This window comes from Pandoraea sputorum, assembly GCF_000814845.2.
Classification (GTDB): Bacteria; Pseudomonadota; Gammaproteobacteria; order Burkholderiales; family Burkholderiaceae; genus Pandoraea; species Pandoraea sputorum.
Genome location: NZ_CP010431.2, coordinates 3,817,234 through 3,837,288 on the forward strand (window position 1 = coordinate 3,817,234; position 20,055 = coordinate 3,837,288).

At 63.2% G+C, this 20,055-nt stretch carries 18 protein-coding genes and 1 pseudogene; 15 read left to right on the top strand and 4 right to left on the bottom strand.

Annotation, left to right across the window (positions count from 1 at the left end):
- Positions 1 to 105 precede the first annotated feature (105 nt).
- Positions 106 to 1,101 carry a flagellar brake protein gene (locus tag NA29_RS16785; RefSeq protein ID WP_084103849.1) on the top strand — a complete coding sequence of 332 codons (996 nt, stop codon included), beginning with the start codon at positions 106 to 108 and terminating at the stop codon, positions 1,099 to 1,101.
- Positions 1,101 to 1,895 (top strand): IclR family transcriptional regulator, encoded by a 795-nt coding sequence (locus NA29_RS16790; RefSeq protein ID WP_039399718.1) that lies wholly within the window; start codon positions 1,101 to 1,103, stop codon positions 1,893 to 1,895. The genes NA29_RS16785 and NA29_RS16790 overlap by 1 nt, the downstream gene beginning before the upstream one ends.
- 105 nt (positions 1,896 to 2,000) lie before the next feature.
- Here NA29_RS16790 and dmpG read toward each other — a convergent pair whose 3' ends face one another.
- Both dmpG and NA29_RS16800 read right to left on the bottom strand, forming a co-directional pair.
- The gene (dmpG, locus tag NA29_RS16795) at positions 2,001 to 3,020 is read right to left on the bottom strand and encodes a 4-hydroxy-2-oxovalerate aldolase (RefSeq protein ID WP_039403843.1); all 1,020 of its coding nucleotides are present in this window, start codon (positions 3,018 to 3,020) and stop codon (positions 2,001 to 2,003) included.
- Positions 3,021 to 3,054: 34 nt separating this feature from the next.
- Complete coding sequence (locus tag NA29_RS16800) at positions 3,055 to 3,936, bottom strand: acetaldehyde dehydrogenase (acetylating) (protein ID WP_231965186.1); 882 nt, start codon at positions 3,934 to 3,936, stop codon at positions 3,055 to 3,057.
- Positions 3,937 to 4,940: 1,004 nt separating this feature from the next.
- On the opposite strand from NA29_RS16800, the gene pagP reads away from it, so the two are divergent.
- Positions 4,941 to 5,507 carry a lipid IV(A) palmitoyltransferase PagP gene (gene pagP, locus NA29_RS16805; RefSeq protein ID WP_039399719.1) on the top strand — a complete coding sequence of 189 codons (567 nt, stop codon included), beginning with the start codon at positions 4,941 to 4,943 and terminating at the stop codon, positions 5,505 to 5,507.
- Here the strand turns inward: pagP and NA29_RS16810 are convergent.
- Positions 5,483 to 6,739 (bottom strand): sugar MFS transporter, encoded by a 1,257-nt coding sequence (locus NA29_RS16810; protein ID WP_072633313.1) that lies wholly within the window; start codon positions 6,737 to 6,739, stop codon positions 5,483 to 5,485. The genes pagP and NA29_RS16810 overlap by 25 nt on opposite strands.
- A gap of 367 nt (positions 6,740 to 7,106) precedes the next feature.
- Here NA29_RS16810 and NA29_RS16815 point away from each other — a divergent pair, with 367 nt between their 5' ends.
- The 6 genes from NA29_RS16815 (at position 7,107) to NA29_RS16840 (ending at position 12,556) form a co-directional block, all read left to right on the top strand.
- The gene (locus tag NA29_RS16815) at positions 7,107 to 8,192 is read left to right on the top strand and encodes a hypothetical protein (RefSeq protein ID WP_039399720.1); all 1,086 of its coding nucleotides are present in this window, start codon (positions 7,107 to 7,109) and stop codon (positions 8,190 to 8,192) included.
- 346 nt (positions 8,193 to 8,538) lie between these two features.
- On the top strand, positions 8,539 to 8,994 hold the full coding sequence (locus NA29_RS16820; RefSeq protein ID WP_039403847.1) for an HU family DNA-binding protein: 456 nt from the start codon (positions 8,539 to 8,541) through the stop codon (positions 8,992 to 8,994).
- A 450-nt stretch (positions 8,995 to 9,444) separates the two neighbouring features.
- A complete protein-coding gene (locus NA29_RS16825; RefSeq protein ID WP_052253009.1) occupies positions 9,445 to 10,242 on the top strand; it encodes a transporter substrate-binding domain-containing protein in 798 nt (265 codons plus the stop codon).
- 319 nt (positions 10,243 to 10,561) lie between these two features.
- Positions 10,562 to 11,167 (top strand): PadR family transcriptional regulator, encoded by a 606-nt coding sequence (locus NA29_RS16830; RefSeq protein WP_167370902.1) that lies wholly within the window; start codon positions 10,562 to 10,564, stop codon positions 11,165 to 11,167.
- Entirely contained in the window at positions 11,167 to 12,006 is an 840-nt protein-coding gene (locus NA29_RS16835) for a siderophore-interacting protein (protein ID WP_039399722.1), read from the top strand. Before NA29_RS16830 ends, NA29_RS16835 begins: the two co-directional genes overlap by 1 nt.
- Before the next feature lie 202 nt (positions 12,007 to 12,208).
- A complete protein-coding gene (locus tag NA29_RS16840) occupies positions 12,209 to 12,556 on the top strand; it encodes a hypothetical protein (RefSeq protein ID WP_039399723.1) in 348 nt (115 codons plus the stop codon).
- 122 nt (positions 12,557 to 12,678) lie between these two features.
- On the opposite strand, the gene NA29_RS16845 is transcribed toward NA29_RS16840, so the two are convergent.
- Positions 12,679 to 13,434 carry an SDR family oxidoreductase gene (locus NA29_RS16845; RefSeq protein WP_039399725.1) on the bottom strand — a complete coding sequence of 252 codons (756 nt, stop codon included), beginning with the start codon at positions 13,432 to 13,434 and terminating at the stop codon, positions 12,679 to 12,681.
- A 389-nt stretch (positions 13,435 to 13,823) separates the two neighbouring features.
- Here NA29_RS16845 and NA29_RS26645 point away from each other — a divergent pair.
- The 6 genes and pseudogenes from NA29_RS26645 to aepY all read left to right on the top strand — a co-directional run.
- Positions 13,824 to 14,525: pseudogene (locus tag NA29_RS26645) on the top strand (CDP-alcohol phosphatidyltransferase family protein); the annotation flags it as partial.
- Positions 14,517 to 15,338 carry a HalD/BesD family halogenase gene (locus tag NA29_RS26370; RefSeq protein WP_039403849.1) on the top strand — a complete coding sequence of 274 codons (822 nt, stop codon included), beginning with the start codon at positions 14,517 to 14,519 and terminating at the stop codon, positions 15,336 to 15,338. The pseudogene NA29_RS26645 and the gene NA29_RS26370, both read left to right, overlap by 9 nt.
- Complete coding sequence (locus tag NA29_RS16860; protein WP_039399728.1) at positions 15,339 to 16,361, top strand: flippase-like domain-containing protein; 1,023 nt, start codon at positions 15,339 to 15,341, stop codon at positions 16,359 to 16,361.
- Positions 16,362 to 16,376: 15 nt separating this feature from the next.
- Entirely contained in the window at positions 16,377 to 17,141 is a 765-nt protein-coding gene (locus NA29_RS16865; protein ID WP_039399729.1) for a phosphocholine cytidylyltransferase family protein, read from the top strand.
- Complete coding sequence (aepX, locus tag NA29_RS16870; protein ID WP_039399730.1) at positions 17,138 to 18,847, top strand: phosphoenolpyruvate mutase; 1,710 nt, start codon at positions 17,138 to 17,140, stop codon at positions 18,845 to 18,847. Before NA29_RS16865 ends, aepX begins: the two co-directional genes overlap by 4 nt.
- Positions 18,840 to 20,027 (top strand): phosphonopyruvate decarboxylase, encoded by a 1,188-nt coding sequence (gene aepY, locus NA29_RS16875; RefSeq protein WP_039399731.1) that lies wholly within the window; start codon positions 18,840 to 18,842, stop codon positions 20,025 to 20,027. Before aepX ends, aepY begins: the two co-directional genes overlap by 8 nt.
- The last annotated feature ends 28 nt before the right edge of the window (positions 20,028 to 20,055 follow it).

Genomic DNA, 20,055 nt, shown 5'->3' on the forward strand with positions numbered 1-20,055 from the left:
GCGTCCCCTCTCGCCAAGTGCCAATGCGGCGCGGTAGACTTTCGCCACACTGACGTCTGCGGTCGTCCCGGGCACTCCGGCGAGCGCCCACTTCGCTGAATCGATATGTCTACCAATACACCTGCTCAACCGTCCGTCGCCTCGACTTCGGTGCCTGCCTCGTCTCCCGTGCCTGCTTCGACCGCGCAGGGGCTCCCGCTTGTTGCGCTGACGCCCGACGAGATCCCGCTGGGCGAAGCCCTGCCGTGGGCCATCGTCGACCGCAATGGCGAGCCGCTGCTGGCCGAAGGCGACATCGTGCCGACGCAAGCTGGCCGCGACTGGCTGTTCTCGTCGTTCGCACCGCATCGCGTGGCTACGCTCGGGGAGGACGACGCGGCAGCCATCGCCCCCACCGATGCGGCGCCGACGACGCAAGTGCCCACTGACAACGCAGCCACGGCCAGCGGCGCAGCGTCACCGCAGTTCGGACTGACCGACATCAATCTGCGCCCCGGCGACTGGCTGCAAATTCAGTTGCCGCCCGGTGCGGGATCGCAACGGGTGCGCACGCGCGTGATCGGCCATGCGCCGAATCAGATGCTGTTCGTCACAGCCCCCACGGGTCGCGCCGCCCCGCCAACGCTACAAGCCAGCGAGCGCCTCGAATTGTGGACGTTCTCCGGCGAAGACATCTATCACTTCGTTTGCACGGTCGAGCGCGTCGAGCGCACGCCGTTCGATTACGTGGTGCTGTCGGCACCGGCACAAATCCGTCGTAAGGTACTGCGCCGCTCGCAACGGGTGCCCGCCAAACTGGTCGTTTCCGTGAGCGCAGGCGAGGACCGGCATCTGGCACTGCTTCAGGACGTGAGCGCCGAAGGCGTTTCGCTGCTCGCAGACACACCGCTGGGTGCGCCCGGCGACAGCGTGCAACTGGCGTTCCGCGTGCGCGTGGGTGACATCGATATGCCCATTGAAGCGACCGGTACGATTCGCGGCGTGCAGCAGGGCGACGACGGTCATCTGCACGGCATCGAACTGCCGGTGCTCGAACCTTCGCATTATGTAGCGCTCAAGTGCTACGTGTACGAGCGCCTGCTGGCGCTCGGAGGCGCGTGATGGCCAAGCCGAAGGCACCGGAGGCCGAACGCCCGCGCACGCTCGCCAGTCAGACACTCTTTCGCGGTCTCGACATCGTGGAAGCGGTCGCCGCAGGCATCGACACCGTGCCCGCGCTCTCGGCGCACACCGGCATTACACCGTCGACCACGCATCGCATTGCGTCGGCACTGGTGCATGCGGGGTATTTGCGTTTCGAGCCGCGTCGCGGTTATCGGCTAGGCAACAAGCTCATCGAACTGGGCTTTCTCGCCTATCGACAGATCGATTTGCCGCGTGTTGCACGACCGACGCTTGAAGGACTCGCCAGCGAGACGCAGGACACGGTGCACCTCGCGGTCGCCGACGGCTGGGAAGTCATGTACCTCGACAAGCTACCCGGCCAGCGTGCAGTAGAAATCAGCTCGCGTATCGGCGGACGCAAGCCGATTTGCGTCACGGGCGTCGGTAAGGCGTTGTTGCTCGATCAGGACGAGGCCGAGTGGCAAGCACAGCTAGAGCACTATCAATCGAAGGTGCCGTCGCATCCGGTCGATACTGCGGCATGGCTCGCGCGTATGCACGACTATGCACGTCTGGGTTATGCCTTCGATCTCGAAGACGACACACCGCAAATCCGTTGTGTCGCCGCCCCTGTCTACGACGCGAGCCAGCGCATCGTCGCGGCCATCAGCGTGTCGAGCACGACCAAGTACATGAGCCGTGAGCGCATGCAGGAACTCGTGCCGAGTGTGAAGAACGCTGCGGCGCAGATCAGCCGTCAGTTGGGCTGGTCGGGGAATACGCGTGGATAAGAGCGAGGATAAGCTCGACTAAAAGCTCGCCGATAAGCGCGGGCATAAAAAAACCGGCCCCGTCTGACGAGGGGCCGGCATTGGCACGGAGATGCCACAAACGAATTACGCGGCGCGACGCTTGATCAAGTCGAGCGCGACGTCGACGATCATGTCTTCCTGACCGCCTACCATCCGACGCTGGCCCAGTTCCACCAGAATGTCGACGGTCTTCAGGTCATAATGCGACGCTGCGGCTTCCGCGTGACGCAGGAAGCTCGAATACACGCCGGCGTAGCCGAGTGCCAGCGTCTCGCGATCCACGCGCACGGCGCGGTCCTGCAACGGACGCACGATGTCGTCAGCCGCATCCATCAGCGTGTACAGATCGCAACCGTGGTTCCAGCCCAGACGCGACGCCGCCGCGATGAACACTTCCAGCGGCGCATTCCCTGCTCCCGCCCCCATGCCCGCCAGACTCGCGTCGATGCGGTCGCAACCCTCTTCCACCGCAACGATGGAGTTCGCCACGCCGAGGCTCAGGTTGTGGTGCGCGTGCATGCCGGTCAGCGTTTCGGGCTTGAGCACGTCCTTGAATGCGCGGAAACGATCACGCACGTCGCTCATGCCGAGCGCGCCGCCCGAGTCCACCACGTAGATGCACTCCGCACCGTACGACTCCATCAGCTTGGCCTGCTCGGCCAGATGCTGCGGCGTGGTCATGTGGCTCATCATCAGGAAGCCGACAGTGTCCATGCCCAGTTCGCGCGCGTAGGCAATGTGCTGACGGGAGACGTCTGCCTCCGTGCAGTGCGTGGCGATACGCACCACGCGCGCACCGGCGTCATAGGCTTCGCGCAGATCGTGCACGGTGCCCACGCCCGGCAGCAACAGCGTCGCGACCTTGGCGTGCGTGACGGTCTCGGCCACGGCGGCGATCCATTCGAGATCGGTGTGCGCGCCGAAGCCATAGTTGAAGCTCGACCCGGCGAGGCCGTCGCCGTGGGCCACTTCGATGGAATCGACCTTGGCCTTGTCGAGCGCTGCGGCAATCGCCTTCACGTTGGCGATGCTGTACTGGTGACGAATCGCGTGGCTACCATCGCGCAGCGTCACGTCAGAGATATAGAGCTTTTTCTGGGTCATGATGAGGTGTGTCTCCTGATAGCGCGTGCGACGTTCAGGCCGCGAGCGCCAGGCGGGTGGCGGCGATGCGATCGGCACAGGCCAGCGCGGCGCTGGTCATGATGTCGAGGTTGCCCGCGTAGGCCGGCAGATAGTGCGCGGCGCCTTCCACTTCGAGGAATACCGAGGTCTTCAGACCCGTGAGCTTGCCCAGCCCCGGCACGTTGAGCGGACGCGAAGCGTCGAACAGCTCGAACTGCACCTTCTGCTTGAGACGGTAGCCCGGCACGTAAGCGTGCACCTTGTCGACCATTGCCTGAATGCTGGCTTCGATGGCCGCCTGATCGCCCGGCTCCGACAGCACGAACACCGTGTCGCGCATGATGAGCGGCGGCTCGGCCGGATTCAGCACGATGATCGCCTTGCCGCGCGACGCGCCGCCCAACACTTCAATCGCCTTGGATGTCGTTTCCGTGAACTCGTCGATGTTGGCGCGCGTGCCCGGTCCGGCTGACTTGCTGGAGATCGAAGCCACGATTTCCGCATAGTGGACCTTTGCCACCTGCGAGATTGCCGCGACCATCGGGATCGTGGCCTGACCGCCGCACGTCACCATGTTGATGTTACGGGCGTCCAGATGCGCGTCGAGGTTGATCGACGGAATCACGTACGGGCCAATCGCCGCCGGCGTCAGATCGATCACCTGCACGCCGCGCGCTTGCAGCAACTCGTTGTGATGCGCGTGCGCTTTCGCCGATGTCGCGTCGAATGCGATGCGAATGTCCTCGAAGCCGGGCATGGCCAGCAGGCCGTCGATGCCGCCTGCGGTCACGGGTACGCCAAGGCGCTCAGCGCGCGCCAGACCGTCCGAGGCCGGGTCGATACCGACCATCGCGCCCATTTCCAGATGCTCACTGTTGCGCATCACCTTGATCATCAGGTCGGTGCCGATATTGCCCGAGCCAATGATCGCTACTTTCTGTTTGCGTCGTTCCGTCACTGTCGTCTCCTGAACGTGTCCGTCCACCGGTATGAGGCGAATCGTAATTCCGCTCGAACCAAAATGTCAATATGTAAACATTGATCTCATATTTTGAGATTTGATGCGTCGATGGCTTATCCACATTTTTTGTTCACAAGCCCGTTGATAACTTGCGGAAAAGCATCGCAAGTGACTGATCCGACAGGGAAGATTTCCCGCGCGCGAAAGTTGTGCCACTTGCTGTAAAACAAGGCGTGGCGCGGGTTTCAAGCCCACTTCGTTATCCACAGAATCTGTTTGCAAGCCAGTGGACAACTCGCGGATAGCTTGCTCAAGTGCTTGATCGGAAGGAAAAAAAATGTCGCGCGCAATTGCTGCGCCGTGACGTGAGCGCGCCGGGAAATTTCCCATGCCGAATGCGACGTCTTCGGGTCCCAGGCATGCGTCGTCGCGTTATCCACAGAAAATGTTCACAACCCGGTGAATAACGCGTCGATATCCGCGTTATCTCGTTGACGTAAAAGGTTTTCTTTCTCGCGCAGCAGGTTCGATCAACACCTGCTTGCGCGATCGGCAGTCGTGTGAGATTCGATGAAAAGGCGTGAGAGGACGAACTTTCGCGTTTTCGGCCCTGTCTAGAGAATAGTTTCCAGGGAACACCGGACTCACGCTCCGGTGACGCACGCGACTTCGATTCGCGGCCGCCCCAGACGCTCACTCGACGCCGACGCTCGCGACCGGCACGTTTTTTCGCAACACATTCACTCAACCATGACTACGACCCCCAAGTCACCGGGCGGCTCGCGCCATCGATTTCACTCGCACCGCTTGCCCCACTTCCCCGGACGTTTCACCACCGCACGCTCGGCCTGAGTTCGCGTCTTCATTCACTGCCTGGTTCGCTCGCCTCGCAGCCGTCGCGTTCGCTGCAGGCGACGCGCTTTGCCCGCGTCTTTTCAATGTCGTCGCTCTGCGTCGCGTCTGCGGTCGCCTCGCTCATGCCACTCACCGCGCATGCCGACGATTCCCCCGGCGTCATCTCGACGTGGACGGGCGCCATTGCCGATGAGTTTCGGGAGATCGCCACCGAAGGGGCGAGCGAGCTGTACGTACCTCTGCACACCCATCATCTGCGGTTCGCATACACGCGCGAGAAGATCGCGCAGTACAACGAGAACCCGTGGGGCCTGGGCTATGGACGCGTACTCTCCGACGGCAAGAACGGTTCGCGCATGCTGTACGCGATGGCCTTCAAGGACTCGCACAACGACTGGTCGCCGATGGCGGGATATGGACGAATCTGGAACGTCGCGAACGCGGGGCCTGTGCGATTCGGGCTGGGCTATACCGTCTTCCTGATGTCGCGCTCCGACACGCTCGGGGGTGTGCCCTTTCCCGCCGCGCTGCCGCTGGCCGAAGTAGGCATCGGACGCGCCGCCGTCGCCACTGCCTACGTTCCCGGCGGCAAAGGCAACGGCAACGTGCTGTTCATCTTCGGACGCTACACGTTCGGCAAACCGGGCTGATTTTCAGCCGCCCCATCTCCCGATACGTTCAACTCAGGCATGGTGCGCGCGCACCATGCCCCGAAGCCTGCGATGTAGCAGTACGCCAGTGCAGGCACCAGAAACGACAACACGATCCCGACGCCATCGGCCAGAGCGCCTTGCAGATAAGGCAGGATCGCGCCACCCACAATGGCCATGCAAATCAGGCCGCCGCCCTCGCTCACGCGCGCACCAAGCCCGCCAACCGATAACGAGAAGATCGTCGGGAACATGATGGCGTTGCCCAGACCGCATGCGAGCAGCAACCACATGGCAATCGCCCCCGGCAGCGTCAGCGACGCGAGGATCAGCATCAGGTTGTAGAGCGCGCACAGACCGAGCAGCTTGCCCGGCGACACCTTGCGCAGCAGCCACGCACCAGCGAAGCGCCCCACCATCGCCCCGCCCCAATAGAACGCCAGATAGCGGCTCGCATGGGCGTGATCGACGATGCCCGTCCCCGTATGCGTCAGATAGACGATCAGAAAACTTCCGATACTCACTTCCGCGCCGACATAAAGAAATAGCGCCACGATGCCGTAACGCAAGGGACGGTGCGATAACAGGCTGCGAACGTTACCGAACAACCCGGGCGACGCGGCGGTGTCCGCACGTTGCTCCGGCAACGTCAGACGCCACAGCACAACACCGCCGAGCGCCAGCACTGTCGCAAGCAAGCCATACGGGGCGCGTACGCTGTCCACTGCGTGACCGGTCGCCCCCGAAACCTGCGGCGCGAGTATCCAGAGCGCCGCGAGTGGGGGGCCAACGGTCGTGCCCAGTGAGTTGAACGCCTGCACCAGCGTGAGGCGGCTGGCTGCTTCGCCACGCGAGCCGAGTGTCTCGACGTAGGCGTTCACGGCGACCTGAAGCAACGTGATGCCGCTCGCGAGCACAAAGAGCGCTGCGAGAAAGCACGTGTACGAGACGAGCGCCGCCGCCGGGAAAAACAGGGCGCAGCCGAGGCCCGCCAGCCAGAGCGACGTGGCCAGCGCGCGCCGGTAGCCCACACGCGCGGTGTACTGCCCCGCCGGGTAAGACACCACGAAGTACGCTGCAAAAAAGCTCGATTGGATGAGCGCCGCATCCCGGTACGTCAGATCGAAGGCTGCCTTGAAATGCGGCACCAGAATATCGTTGAGCGACGTAATGAGCCCCATTGCGAAGAAGAGCGCCGCCAGCATCGCGAGCACGCGATTCGCGCAAGGCATGGGGGAAACAGAGGAAGAAGCAGAGAAAGCAGAATCGGAAACAGGTAAAGACGTTCGGGAAGCGGGAGCAGAATCGCCGGGGTCACGCGTGCGGTCGACAGGCATACAGGGTCTCCAGTGGACAACGGCAGAGCACGTTGAAAACACCATGAAGGGGGCCGGTCTGCGCAGTGTAGACCGCACTATTGATGCCGGGATACGAGAGGAATCCGAATTTTGCGTGACGCCACGATGTTGCGCGGCCCCTCGTCATTCATCGAACAGGGCCCTTTCTTGCTTGTTTTTCGCCGCTTTCGGCTATTGTCAGCCGACGTCTTTTGATTGACTATCCGCAGCATAGGATATGCCGCGACATTGGGGAAACAACATGCGGGGTTTGAAGTTTTTTGGATTGGCGACGGGTTGGCTCGTCGCGGGCGCACTCGGCATGGCCGGTCACGCTCAGGCGCAGACCACCGGCACCTCGCGTGCGCCGGTCGCCGCGTGTAATTGCGCGCAGATCATCGCCGACTGTTCGGCGTCGGTATCGGTACTTCCGACGCGCGCCCTCAATGGCGTATTTTCCGCCGACGTCACGCTGATGACGGACGCGCCCTCCTGCGCCAAGGTCGATTACCAGCTCGACGACACGCCGTACGTCACGATTCTGCGAGACGGCACGCAAGGCAGTCAGCGTCTGTACGCTACGCGAGCGCTAACCCGCAACAGTCTTTCGCACATATCGTGCCACGTGTGTGCGGCTGCCGCAGCGCCCGTGCCGAACGACGGCCTGAGCGCCGACATGGCACGCGTCGACGGCGCATCGGGTACGTTCAGCGTTGCGCCCGCACCAGCCGCCCCGGCCGGCTCAGTGCCTGTGGCCCCCGCTGCACCGGCAGTGAGCACCTATGCGCCGTCGGCGAGCGCCGCGCAAAACGCGAGCATCGCCGCGACGACGCCGCAGGACACGCCGCTACCGAGCACCATCGGCGACACCGCAGGACTGAACGCCGTGAACGCTGCAGGCACATCCGAATCTCCGGAAGTCGCGCGCGATGTGGCGGCGATCAATGCCCCCGTACCTGCGGGTACGACGCTTGTGACGCCACCGATTCCGCCGGGCACCGTCGTCGTGCAGACCAGTGCACCGGCGCCGTTGCGCCTGGTAAATCCCTCGGGACGCTGGCGCGGTCTGTGCACGAACGCACCGCCGTGGTGGGGACTTTTCGGCAAGCCGATGACGCGTCTGATGGCGCTTGCACTTAATGGTTCGCAAGTGACGGGCAGCGTCGACGATGTCGAACCCAATGTTCACACCACGGTGCAGGGCACGCTCGCGGGCGATCGTCTGCAACTCGCAGGCAGTTACGGCGCGAAGCACGACATCACTTTCGGCCCCGACGGCACCACACTCACCGACGCCTGGTGCAACGACGACGGGCGCTGCGAAACCTGCGAAATGCAGCGTTTCTGAGGGTTTCGGGACCATTGAGCCTTCGCGCGAAGCGGCGTTTGCATCGAAGCATCCGGCAAACGCCGCGCAAAAATCACGTAAAAATTCGCGTTGGAAAATGCGCTGAAAGACGGGCAAAAACCGGACAAGCGATTCGCCGTCGCGAGAAGAAATTCCCGGCACGTGAAAGCAGCGAATCGAAATGTCGCGATTTTCGCCGCTCAGCCTTGTGCGGCAAGCGCGCAACATAATGCGCGCACTACTCGCACAAAGCGATTTCTTAGGTAGAATCGTCGGCGCAGCAAGACGTATCATTCGGGTGGCCGTTCTCCGACGGCACTTTCTTATTCTCATCGATTGGATCGATATGGCAACGGCAAAGAAAGCAGCAGCAAAGAAGGCCCCTGCGGCGAAGAAGGCTCCGGTAGCAAAGAAGGCTCCGGCAGCGAAAAAGGCAGCAGCACCGAAGGCAGCCCCGAAGGCTGCACCGAAGGCAGCCGCTAAGGTTTCGCCGATCAAGGAAGCACTCAACAAGACCCAGCTCGCAGCACACATCGCCGAAACCTCGGCTGTCGCCGTCAAGGACGTCAAGGCTGTGCTCGCCGCTCTCGAAACCACCATCGTCAGCGCACTGCACAAGAAGGGCGCAGGCGAATTCACGCTGCACGGCCTGTTCAAGGTCACGTCGCAACAAATCGCTGCCAAGGCGAAGCGTTTCGGCAAGGACCCGTTCACGGGTGAAGAGCGTTGGTTCCCGGCAAAGCCGGCTTCGGTGCGCGTGAAGGTTCGCCCGCTGAAGAAGGTGAAGGACGCCGCTCAGTAAATCTTGCCATCGCGTTGCCGTGAGCTTCACGGCGGTGCGAATCGACAGGATCTGACAGTAGTCCCGGAAGACGGTGCCGATACTTCGGCACCGTTTTTTTTGCCCTGACGACTGACTTCGTCGTCCTCAGCAATGCGCGCAGCATGCGTCGGCCCTCTTGCGCGAAGGGTTTTCTCTGGGGTTTTTGCTGAGTGGACGCATCCGGAACCGACCGCTAACATCGCTCGGGACACGACGCGTCGCGACACGGCACCGCACGCCCCCTCGCTCGCCGACAGCGTCCTCGCGAACTCAGGAGATCCGTTCATGACCCGCAAGTTTTCGCGTCACCCGGAAAGTCCACGGCCACCACTATCGCGTTCATCGCATCCGGCCGATCACCCAAATTCTTCCAGCGCTGCCAACGTCAGGTCGCGCCGCAATTTCCTCACCACACTCGGCGTCGCTGCGATGCCAGCCGGTTTTGTCGGCTCGCTGGGCGGCACGCTCGGCAGTGTGCTCACGGGCACCGCCTCGTTTTTCGTGACACCCGCGCACGCGCAAACCGTGGCCGACATCAAGAAGAAAGGCACGATCAACGTCGGCATGCTGATCGACTTTCCGCCGTATGGCACGACCAACGCGCAGGCACAGCCCGATGGCTACGACGCCGACGTGGCCAAGTTGCTCGCCCACGATCTCGGCGTGAAGGTGAATATCGTGCCGGTGACAGGGCCGAACCGTATTCCGTATCTGCTCTCGGGAAAAGTGGACGTGCTCGTCGCATCGCTCGCGATCACGCCCGAGCGTGCCAAACAAGTGCAGTTCTCGAAACCGTACGCGGCCGCGACGATCCTGCTGCTCGGCAAAAAAGGCACCTCGATCAAGTCCGCCGCCGATCTGAAAGGGCTGCGAGTGAGCGTGGCGCGCGCGAGTACGCAAGACACTGCCGTCACGAAGACAGCGCCGCCGGGCACCGAGATCCGCCGCTTCGACGATGACGCCGCTGCCATGCAAGCGCTGCTCTCCGGTCAGGTCGATGCCATCGGTTGCTCGGTGACGGTCGCAAACGTCATCAACACGCGTGCGCCAGACCAATTCGAGCCGAAGTTCAATTTGCTGCAACAGGCGATGGGCATCGCACTGCGTCCGAATCAGCCGGAACTGCTCGCCAGCGTCAACGACTTCGTCACGCGCAATACCGCCAACGGCGAACTGAACAAGCTCTATCGGAAGTGGCTTCAGACAGATTTGCCGCCCTTGCAGTAAGTCCCGCTTCGCCGACTCGACCACTTTCATCGCCCGTCGCCCGACACCCTGGCGACGGGCGGTGCGCCCCCTCCGCCCGCCCCCACTGTCGAAATAGCTATTTCGATATAGTTTTCGTGCAGTGCCGACGCCCAGTGCGCTGATGAAAAATCGACTGAATCCTTATCCCACAAGGCTTTTGAGCACTCCCCTCGCGCATCGCCGAAAAAATAATTTTGCTTTCGATGCAATTTAGATATATCGTAAACATGTCTTAACTACATCGATAAGGAGTCGCATCATGCGTGGATCACGTGGCGATTTCATGGGCCGAGGCCCTATGGACCTGGACAGAATGGATTTTGGCGACGAACGACGCGGTGGGCGTCATGGACGGCGCGGCGGTGGTGACGGATTTGGCGCACGTGAGGGGGAAGGCCGTGGTGAGCGCTCGGAGCGCGGCGGTCGTGGGGGACGTGGCGGTGGCCGTCTGTTCAGCCACGGCGGTCTGCGTCTCGTGCTGCTGCACCTGATTTCGCAGCAACCGCGTCACGGGTACGAACTGATCAAAGCCATCGAAGAAAGCGTGAACGGCACCTACAGCCCCAGCGCGGGCGTGGTCTACCCGACGCTCACGTTGCTTGAAGAAATGGGCTACATCCGGGTGCAGGAAAACACCGGCGACAGTCAGCGCAAGTCGTATGAGATCACCGACACCGGCCGCGAATATCTGGCCGAGAACGAGGACTCCGTCACCGAACTGCTGGCACGACTGGCCACCCGTCGCGAGCGCTCGGAGGACATGCCTCCCCAAGTCATGCGCGCGCTGCACAACTTCAAATATGCCGTGCATTTGCGTCTGGGCGCCGAGCCGCTCACGACCGAACAGGCCAACGCGTTTGCCGCGATTCTCGACGCGGCCGCACAACAACTGGAGCGACTCTGATGCAAGACAACGCTGCACCGAACGTCACCCTTGATCGCACGCCGCAGCGCTTGCGCCATGAACTCCGATTCCGTCTGCTGGAAGTGCGCAGCGTCGAAGCACTCACGCCGCACATGGTGCGCGTGACGCTCGGTGGCGACGATCTGGAAGGTTTCAACAGCCCGGGCTTCGACGATCACGTCAAACTGTTCTTCCCGAACCCGGAAACCGGCGAACTGGCCGTGCCGCAGATCGGCCCCGAAGGCATGGCGAAGCCCGCGCCGGGCGATGCGCCGCGTCTCATGCGCGATTACACGCCGCGTCAGTACGACGCCGTATCGAAAACGCTCGTGATCGATTTCGCGATGCACGAATCGGGCCCGGCCACGCAATGGGCGCGCTCCGCCAAACCGGGTGACAAGCTCGGTGTCGGTGGCCCGCGTGGCTCGTTCGTCATTCCGATGAACTTCGATGGTTACGTGCTGATTGGCGACGACACGGCGCTGCCCGCGATCTCACGGCGTCTGGCCGAGTTGCCCGCTGGCGCCTTGGTTTTCGTCTTCGCGGAAATCGACGGCCCGGCCGACCGCCTGCGCTTCACGAGCGAAGCCGACGTCGTCGTGGAATGGATCTATCGCGAGGGTGCCCCTGCCGGTCAGAGCACTGCACTGATCGACGCCCTTGAGGTCGCCAGCCTGCCCGCAGGCGATCTGCATGTGTGGGTGGCGGCCGAAGCAGGCGTGGCGAAAGCAGTACGTCGTCACTTGGTCGAAGCGCGCGGGCTCAATCCGAAATGGGTGAAGGCCGCGGCCTACTGGCGGCGCGGCGACGCGGCCGTCCACGAAAATCTGGACGACTGACGTCACGCTGGTTGTCCGACCCTACGCCCCCCACGCGCACCGTTAGTTGCGGACTCCCGCTGGTTCCTTTGGAGAAATTCCCTGCCGTCTTTCGGAATTGCCTGATAGAAATGCCAGGAACAAATTCCGACTATGAAAACGCGCCCGGGGATGTCGAATTTCGGCACCCGGAGGGCGGTTCACCCATAGGGGGTACGACGACATGGAGCAACGCAAACGACACGACGGTTTCGAACGTTGGGCGGCGGGCGCGACGGCGCGTCAGGCCGGACGGGACGACGCCCGCTGGCGTGTCTTTCGCGCGCCGGAGCAGGCGGACTTTCACGGGTTCGTCGTCTGGTGCTACACGCAGGGCGTGTTTCTTGGGCAGGAATTCGATCGGCGCACCGACACCATCACGCACTGTTATGTGCGCAATGGCGCATGGGCCGTGCAGTTCGATTCGTTCAGCGAAGCCTGCGAACGCGCCTTCGACATTCACGCGCCCACGCTGATTCTCTATGCGCCGGAGCGCAACGGCAGTGTCTTCGTCACCAGCACGGAGCAATAGGCTGTCCCCGGCGTAATGCGTCATGCGCATCCCGCGCTGAACGCTCAGAACTCACATTACGCCCGGTCAACCCGTACTGCGCTGAAACGACACCGGCCAGCCGAATCGCTGACCGGTTTTTTTTACGCGTAGTTGCGGATGTCGTCGATTTCGGTCTGACCGAAGTCGTCGCGTTCGGTCAGCGCCAGAATGCGACGGGCGACGTCTTCCGGCGACGACAGCTTGCCGCTCGCCTTGAGATCCTGAAAACGTGCCAACGCAGGGAAGCTTTCGACGCTGCTGCTGCGAATCGTCTCCTGCATGCCTGTGTCCACGACGCCCGGGGCCAGCGAAATCGCCTGGACGCCGTGCTCGCGATGCTCCGCATTGACCACGCGCGTATACATATCTAGCGCGGCCTTCGTAGAACAGTAGACAGCCCACCCGGCATTCGGATTGCGGCCCGCGCCCGAGGAGATGTTCACGATCTGGCGCTTGGCCGTCAGCCCTTGCGTGCTGGCGAGAAAGCGCGACGTCAGCAACATGACCGACGTTACGTTCAGCGCGAACGCCGCCCCGATGGCCGCCGGGTCATTGAGCGCCGCCGAGTTGGCGACCGGGTGCACCGTACCGGCATTATTAATTAGCAGGTACCGTCCGGCGTCGCGTGGCAGCGAAGCGAAGATGCGCTCGGCCGTCTGGGCGGCAGCAGCGGTGTCGGCGAGATCGACCGCGATCTGTTCGAGCTTGACGCCCTTTTCGGTGGCCAGCGCGGCGAGTTCGTCGTCCGTGCGACGTGCCAGCGTCACGAGTTGGGTGCCGGGCGCGAGCAAACCGCGCGCGAGCGATGCGCCGAGACCACGGGAAGCACCGGTAAGAATGGCAATCGTTTGGGACATTGGGAGAAGTGCGGTCGGAAGACACCGCAAAATAGCGACGGGATCGCCATTATCCGCGCATCGCCTGAATGCCGCTATACCGAACAAAAGTCGTTTTTTACGGCAAAACGGCCGGGATTACCGCGATCCGGCGCAACACGGTGCGTCAAAAGGACGCCGGATGGCTCTAAAGCGAAATACAGTATTGCGGAATATAATCGCGAACTCGGAACGCCCATCGCCTAACGTAGTAATTAGGGGTATTTGCAGACCCTTCGGAACACTCAGCCCGCACTGCAGCGCAAGGTTTATCGCGCGTCAATGCCCTGAATTGCCAAGGTTGTCGCGGTAGGTACAGGTGTTTTAAGTGCACTGCACATTACCGCTTTATGGGTATATATTCCCCCCTCATGGAAACGATACCGAAAATCATTTCGGCGCCTGCTGCTGCGCCGGCCACAAGCGAAACCGCACGTCCCGTGCCGCCGCGCCCGCGTCAGTACGACGCCCGCCTCGCGCGCTGGCTGGTCACGCCGCTCGTGAATACAGCGGTTACGCCGAATCACCTCACGACGGTTCGTCTGATCGTGGGCCTCGCTTGCGCCTGGGCGTTCGCCAGGGGCGGCTATGCGATGGCCAATCTCGGCGCGCTGCTGCTTGTGCTCTCGAACTTCATCGACCACACGGATGGCGAGCTTGCCCGTATCAGCGGCAAGACCAGCCGGATCGGTCACTTTTACGACCTCGCGTCCGACGCTTTCGTCACGGTGCTGTTGTTTGGCGGCATCGGCATGGGTGTCGACGCGATGGCCCCCGGTCACTTCCCGCTGCCCGTCCCGCTGTCGGCCTCGGCGCTCGGCTGGATCGCTGGCTTCGCCGTCGCGCTGATCTTCTTTCTGCGCATGCGTATCGAGGAGCGTGTGGGCAAGGCCGGGACCAAGCAGGCCTCCGTCGGTGGCTTCGAAACCGAAGACGTGCTGTATCTGATGCCGCTCGTCACGCTGTTCGACGGCACACGCGGCTTCCTGATCGCCGCCGCCATCGGAGCACCGCTCTTCGCACTGCTGGTCGTGGCCGATTACGTGCGCGTGATGCGCCGTCCGCTGCCGGTGAAGGCTGACGAATCAGCTAGCGCAGCATCCGCCTCGGCCGCACCGATGGCCCCGATCGCCCCATTGGCGCCCGCCGCGTTTGCCGCAGACGCAGAGATCGAGCACGCCCTCGATGCCGTGGACCTCGACGGCGTCACGCGTGAGTTCAAGTCGCAGGACGCCTTCGTCTATATGGAGAAGTTCCTGCCGCAATCGGTCACGGAGCAACTGATCGCCGCCGCGCGCGCCGTCACGCCCAACGTCAACCGCAACTATTTGCCCGGCCACAAGCAGGGCGGCAGCGTGAGCCGTCATACGCTCGACGAGCTGGCCCCGTTCGTGGCCGAGCTGTACCGCTCGCCTGCCCTGATCGGCTTCCTTGAGCGTCTGGCGGGCGAGAAGCTCCTGCCGTCGCCGCAGGAAGATCCGCACGCGTATGCGCTGTATTACTACACGCGTCCGGGCGATCACATCGGCTGGCACTATGACACCTCCTACTACAAGGGTCGCCGCTACACGCTGCTGCTCGGCGTAGTGGACCAATCGAGCTGCAAGCTCGAATACCGTCTGCACACGCGCAATCCGGGCGTGACGCAAGTCGACGGCGCTGTGGCGTATCCGCCGGGCGCGCTGGTGTTCTTCGACGGGGACAAGCTGCATCACCGGATCACGCCGCTCGGCGATAACGAAGAGCGTATTTCGCTCACGTTCGAGTATGTGACCGACCCGCGCATGGGCGCCTGGCAGCGCTTCATCTCCAATATGAAGGACGCTGTTGCCTACTTTGGTTTCCGGCAAGTGTTTCGTCAGATTTTTGGACGGACGAAACGCTAAATGAACCGGACCGCCATCGTCTCACTCACCCTCGGTTTCGCCCTTTTCGTCGCCCTGCTGATCTGGCAGGGCACGGGATCGGTGATGTCCACGCTGGCCGCCGCTGGCTGGGGCCTGCTGCCTATCGCCGCCTTCCACCTCGTGCCGCTGGTGCTCGACGCCGCCGCCATTCAGGTGCTGGTATCGAAGTCGTGCACGCTCGGCCGCGCCACGCTCACGCGCTGGGTCGGCGAATCGGTCAACAGCCTGCTGCCCGCCGGGCAGATCGGCGGTCCGATCGCGATGGTGCGTCAAATGAAACAACGCGGCATGGCCGGTCGCGAAGCGGCTGCCGCCATTACCGTCAGCACCACGCTGCAAGCCGTGGCGCAAATCGTGTTTGCCCTGCTGGGACTGGCCGTGTTCGGCATCAGCGCCACGCAGAGCACCAGCGACAGCCTGTGGCTGCCGATGTTGCTCGCGACGGCACTCGTCTCAGCCCTCCTCTACGCGTTCTATGTCGCTCAGCGTCGCGGCATCTTCGGCTGGGCGTTCCGCATGCTCTCGAAGATGTCGTCCAAGCGCGACTGGTCGTCGTTGCTCGACCGTGCGGATGCCGTCGACGAAATCGTGCAGCGCATGTACGGTCATCGCCGTCAGGTGCTCGCCAGCTTTCTGCTCAGCCTTGTGGGCTGGATCGTCGGCACCGTCGAAGTCTGGCTGATTCTGCAATTCATCGGGCATCCGGTGAGCTGGGTCGACGCGCTGCTGCTTGAAAGTCTCGGGCAGGCGATTCGCGGTGCTGCCTTCTTCGTGCCGGGTTCGCTCGGCGTGCAGGAAGGCGGTTACCTGCTGCTCGCCCCGCTCGTGGGTCTGCCGGCCGACGCCGCGCTGGCCCTGTCGCTGGCCAAACGTACGCGCGAGCTGCTGCTCGGCGTACCTGGCCTCGTCTATCTGCATTTCTCCGAACGTGGCTGGCGTCGTCAGCGCGCTGCGCAGCAAAGCGTGCCGCTGCCCACCGCCACGGATACTGCACCGCTCTAAAGAAGGATATCGACCATGCGGGCCATTATTCTCGCAGCAGGCATGGGCCTGCGTTTGCTCCAGCCCGAAGACAAGCAGTCGCCCAAGTGCCTGCTGAAGTTCGACGGCATGTCGCTGCTGGAGCGTCACCTTCGCATGCTGGCAGCGGCCGGCATTACGGACGTCGTGCTCGCGCTCGGGTTCCATCACGAGCAAGTGAGCGAGGAACTGGAGCGTCTGAACTGGACGCCGCGTCCCAAGATTTACCTCAACCCGGAATTCAATCTGGGCAGCGTGCTCACGCTGCACACCACGGCCGAAGCCATGACCGCCGGTGGCGATGTGCTCGTCATGGATGCGGACGTGCTCTACGACCAACGCATTTTCAACGCGCTCGTGGCGGGTAAGACGGCCAACCGTCTGCTCATCGACCGCGACTTCGAAGTCGGCGACGAGCCGGTCAAGCTGTGCCTGCGCGACGGCGTGCCGGTCGAGCTGCGCAAGCAGGTCATGGTCGGCCTCGAATACGATACCGTCGGCGAGTCCGTCGGTTTCTTCCGTTTCAACGAAGCGACGGCAACGCGTCTGGCGGAAATCACGCGCGATTACGTCGAATCGGGCCGCGCCAAGATGCCGCACGAAGAAGCCGTGCGCGATCTGCTGCTGGAGCGCGGCGCGCAATTCGAAACCGCCGACGTCACGGGCTTCCCGTGGATCGAAATCGACTACCCTGAAGATGTGAAGCGCGCCGCCGATCAGGTGCTGCCGCAACTCGAACCGCTCACGATGGTGTCCGAATGAACGCTCCCGACGCATTTACCCTTCCGCCGACGGCCACGCGTGCAGCACAACTGCGCGCCATGCTGCTCAGCAATCAGCTCGAATTCCTGATGGAAGCCCACAACGGCATTTCCGCGCGTATCGTGCGCGAAGCCGGATTCAAGGGCATCTGGGCGTCCGGTCTGACCATTTCGGCGCAGTTCGGCGTTCGCGACAACAACGAAGCCAGCTGGACGCAGGTTGTCGACAACCTCGAATTCATGGCAGACGCCAGCGATCTGCCGATCCTGCTCGACGGCGACACCGGTTACGGCAACTTCAACAACATGCGACGTCTCGTGCGCAAGCTCGAACAGCGTGGCATCGCTGGCGTGTGCATCGAAGACAAGGTCTTCCCGAAGACCAACAGCTTCATCGGCGGCGAACGTCAGCCGCTGGCCGACATCGACGAGTTCTGCGGCAAGATCAAGGCCGGTAAGGACTCGCAGGCCGACGACGATTTCTCCATCGTGGCGCGGGTCGAAGCGCTGATTGCAGGCTGGGGCATGGAAGAGGCCCTGCGTCGTGCCGAGGCCTACCATCAGGCCGGGGCGGACGCCATCCTGATCCACAGCAAGCTCAAGCGCGCCGATGAAATCGTGCAATTCGCGCGTGAGTGGGGCAACCGCTGCCCGCTGGTGATCGTGCCGACGAAGTACTACAGCACGCCGACCGACGTGTTCCGCGAAGCCGGGATCAGCCTCGTGATCTGGGCGAACCATCTGCTGCGCGCCGCGACCTCGGCCATGCAGTCGGTGGCCGCTGAGATTCACCGCAACGAAACGCTCATCAACGTCGAAGACCGCGTGGCCACCGTGGACGAGATTTTCCGTCTGCAAGACGCCGACGAGTACACACAGGCCGAAGACCGCTACCTGTCCGCCGCCAATGCACCGCGCTCGGCCATCGTGCTGGCCGCCAGCCGCGGCAAGAACCTGGAAAGCGTGACGACCGACCGTCCGAAGGTCATGCTGCCAGTCGCGGGCAAGCCGCTGCTGCGCTGGCTGGTCGACGGCTTCAAGAAGCAGAACGTGAACGACATTACGGTCGTGGGCGGCTATCGTGCCGACGCGATCGACACCGCCGGGATCACGCTCGCCGTCAACGAACGTCACGCCGAGACGGGCGAACTGGCTTCGCTCGCCCGCGTTGCCAACGCCTTCACGCAAGACACCGTGGTGTCATACGGCGACCTGCTGTTCCGCAGCTACATCGTGCGCGATCTGGTCGAGAGCGCTGCGGACTTCACCGTCGTGGTCGACTCCACGGCGGCGGCCACTGCCAACGCGGCTAACGCCAGCGTGCGCGACTTCGCGTATTGCTCGGCAGGTGACGACCGTGGCCTGTTCGGTCAGCAAGTGCTGCTCGAAAAGATCAGCGGCGACGCCTCGGACGCGGGCCGCACGCCCAACGGCCGCTGGATCGGTCTGCTCGGTGTGCGTGGCGACGAAGGCCGCGCGCAACTCCAACGCGTTTTCGCCGCGCTTCAGACGCGCGCCGATTTCGACCAGCTCGGCATGCCCGAACTAATCAATGCGCTGGCCGCCGATGGCGCCAAGATCGAGGTGCAATACGTGCACGGCCACTGGCGCGGTGTGAACGACATGGAAGAATTCCGCCGCGCGGCCGATTTCGCCCATGGTCAGACGCCGTTCAGCGGCACCGCTCCGGAGACGCAAGGTGATTGAGGCAGGTCAGTTCGTCGAAGCCGCGCGCAAGCACGGCTTCACCTGGTACACCGGTGTGCCGTGTTCGTTCCTCACGCCGTTCATCAATTACGTGCTGCAAGACCCGACGCTGCACTACCTGTCGGCGGCCAACGAGGGCGACGCGGTCGCCATCGCAGCAGGCGCGACGCTCGGTGAAGGCCGTGGCGCGCGCTCGGTCACGATGATGCAGAACTCGGGCCTCGGCAACGCCGTCAGCCCGCTCACGTCGCTCACCTGGACGTTCCGCCTGCCACAGTTGCTGATCGTGACGTGGCGCGGCCAACCGGGCATTACCGATGAGCCGCAACACGCGCTCATGGGCCCGATCACGCCGGCCATGCTCGACCTGATGGAAGTGCCCTGGGAGTTGTTCCCGACCGAGCCCGATGCGATTGCACCGGCGCTGGAGCGCGCGGTGCGTCATATGGACGAGACCGGCCGCCCCTATGCGCTGGTGATGCAAAAGGGCAGCGTGGCGCCGTTCCCGCTGCAACCGTCGGAGCGTCCCGCACGTCCGGCACAACCGGCACCGGTGTCGGTCATGCGCGGTGTTGCGCCGTCGGACATGCCGACGCGTCGCGACGCCCTCGCCCGCGTCATCGCACACACGCCGCTCGAAGGCACCGTCGTGCTGGCATCGACCGGCTTCTGCGGGCGCGAACTCTACGCCCTCGACGACCGTGCCAACCAGCTCTATATGGTCGGCTCGATGGGATGTGTGACGACGCTGGCGCTGGGTCTCGCGCTCGCGCGGCCGGACCTGCGCGTGGTCGCGCTCGACGGCGACGGTGCGGCACTCATGCGCATGGGCGCATTTGCGACACTGGGCGCTTACGGCCCGTCGAACCTTATCCATCTGCTGCTCGATAACGCCTCGCACGACTCGACCGGCGCACAGGCGACGGTCTCGCCGACGGTGTCGTTCGCCGGTGTCGCCGCGGCCAGCGGCTACGCGCTGGCGCTCGAGGGCGATACGCTCGACGTCATCGAGCAGTTGTTCGACGGTCGTAGCCATAGCCTGAACGACGGCCCGCGCTTCGCATGTCTGACGACGCGCCCTGGCACGCCGGACGGCCTGCCGCGTCCGAAGGTGACGCCGGAAGCCGTGAAGTCGCGACTGATGGACCATATTGCACAACGCGCACAGGCTTCGGCCTGAGCGATCCCCCTTTACGATATCTGCCGAG

Coding starts and splice junctions, on each gene's coding strand:
- NA29_RS16785 (WP_084103849.1), top strand. CDS start 106: ATGTCTACCAATACACCTGCTCAACCGTCCGTCGCCTCGACTTCGGTG.
- NA29_RS16790 (WP_039399718.1), top strand. CDS start 1,101: ATGGCCAAGCCGAAGGCACCGGAGGCCGAACGCCCGCGCACGCTCGCC.
- dmpG (WP_039403843.1), bottom strand. CDS start 3,020: ATGACCCAGAAAAAGCTCTATATCTCTGACGTGACGCTGCGCGATGGT.
- NA29_RS16800 (WP_231965186.1), bottom strand. CDS start 3,936: ATGATCAAGGTGATGCGCAACAGTGAGCATCTGGAAATGGGCGCGATG.
- pagP (WP_039399719.1), top strand. CDS start 4,941: ATGTCGTCGCTCTGCGTCGCGTCTGCGGTCGCCTCGCTCATGCCACTC.
- NA29_RS16810 (WP_072633313.1), bottom strand. CDS start 6,739: ATGCCTTGCGCGAATCGCGTGCTCGCGATGCTGGCGGCGCTCTTCTTC.
- NA29_RS16815 (WP_039399720.1), top strand. CDS start 7,107: ATGCGGGGTTTGAAGTTTTTTGGATTGGCGACGGGTTGGCTCGTCGCG.
- NA29_RS16820 (WP_039403847.1), top strand. CDS start 8,539: ATGGCAACGGCAAAGAAAGCAGCAGCAAAGAAGGCCCCTGCGGCGAAG.
- NA29_RS16825 (WP_052253009.1), top strand. CDS start 9,445: ATGCCAGCCGGTTTTGTCGGCTCGCTGGGCGGCACGCTCGGCAGTGTG.
- NA29_RS16830 (WP_167370902.1), top strand. CDS start 10,562: ATGGACCTGGACAGAATGGATTTTGGCGACGAACGACGCGGTGGGCGT.
- NA29_RS16835 (WP_039399722.1), top strand. CDS start 11,167: ATGCAAGACAACGCTGCACCGAACGTCACCCTTGATCGCACGCCGCAG.
- NA29_RS16840 (WP_039399723.1), top strand. CDS start 12,209: ATGGAGCAACGCAAACGACACGACGGTTTCGAACGTTGGGCGGCGGGC.
- NA29_RS16845 (WP_039399725.1), bottom strand. CDS start 13,434: ATGTCCCAAACGATTGCCATTCTTACCGGTGCTTCCCGTGGTCTCGGC.
- NA29_RS16860 (WP_039399728.1), top strand. CDS start 15,339: ATGAACCGGACCGCCATCGTCTCACTCACCCTCGGTTTCGCCCTTTTC.
- NA29_RS16865 (WP_039399729.1), top strand. CDS start 16,377: ATGCGGGCCATTATTCTCGCAGCAGGCATGGGCCTGCGTTTGCTCCAG.
- aepX (WP_039399730.1), top strand. CDS start 17,138: ATGAACGCTCCCGACGCATTTACCCTTCCGCCGACGGCCACGCGTGCA.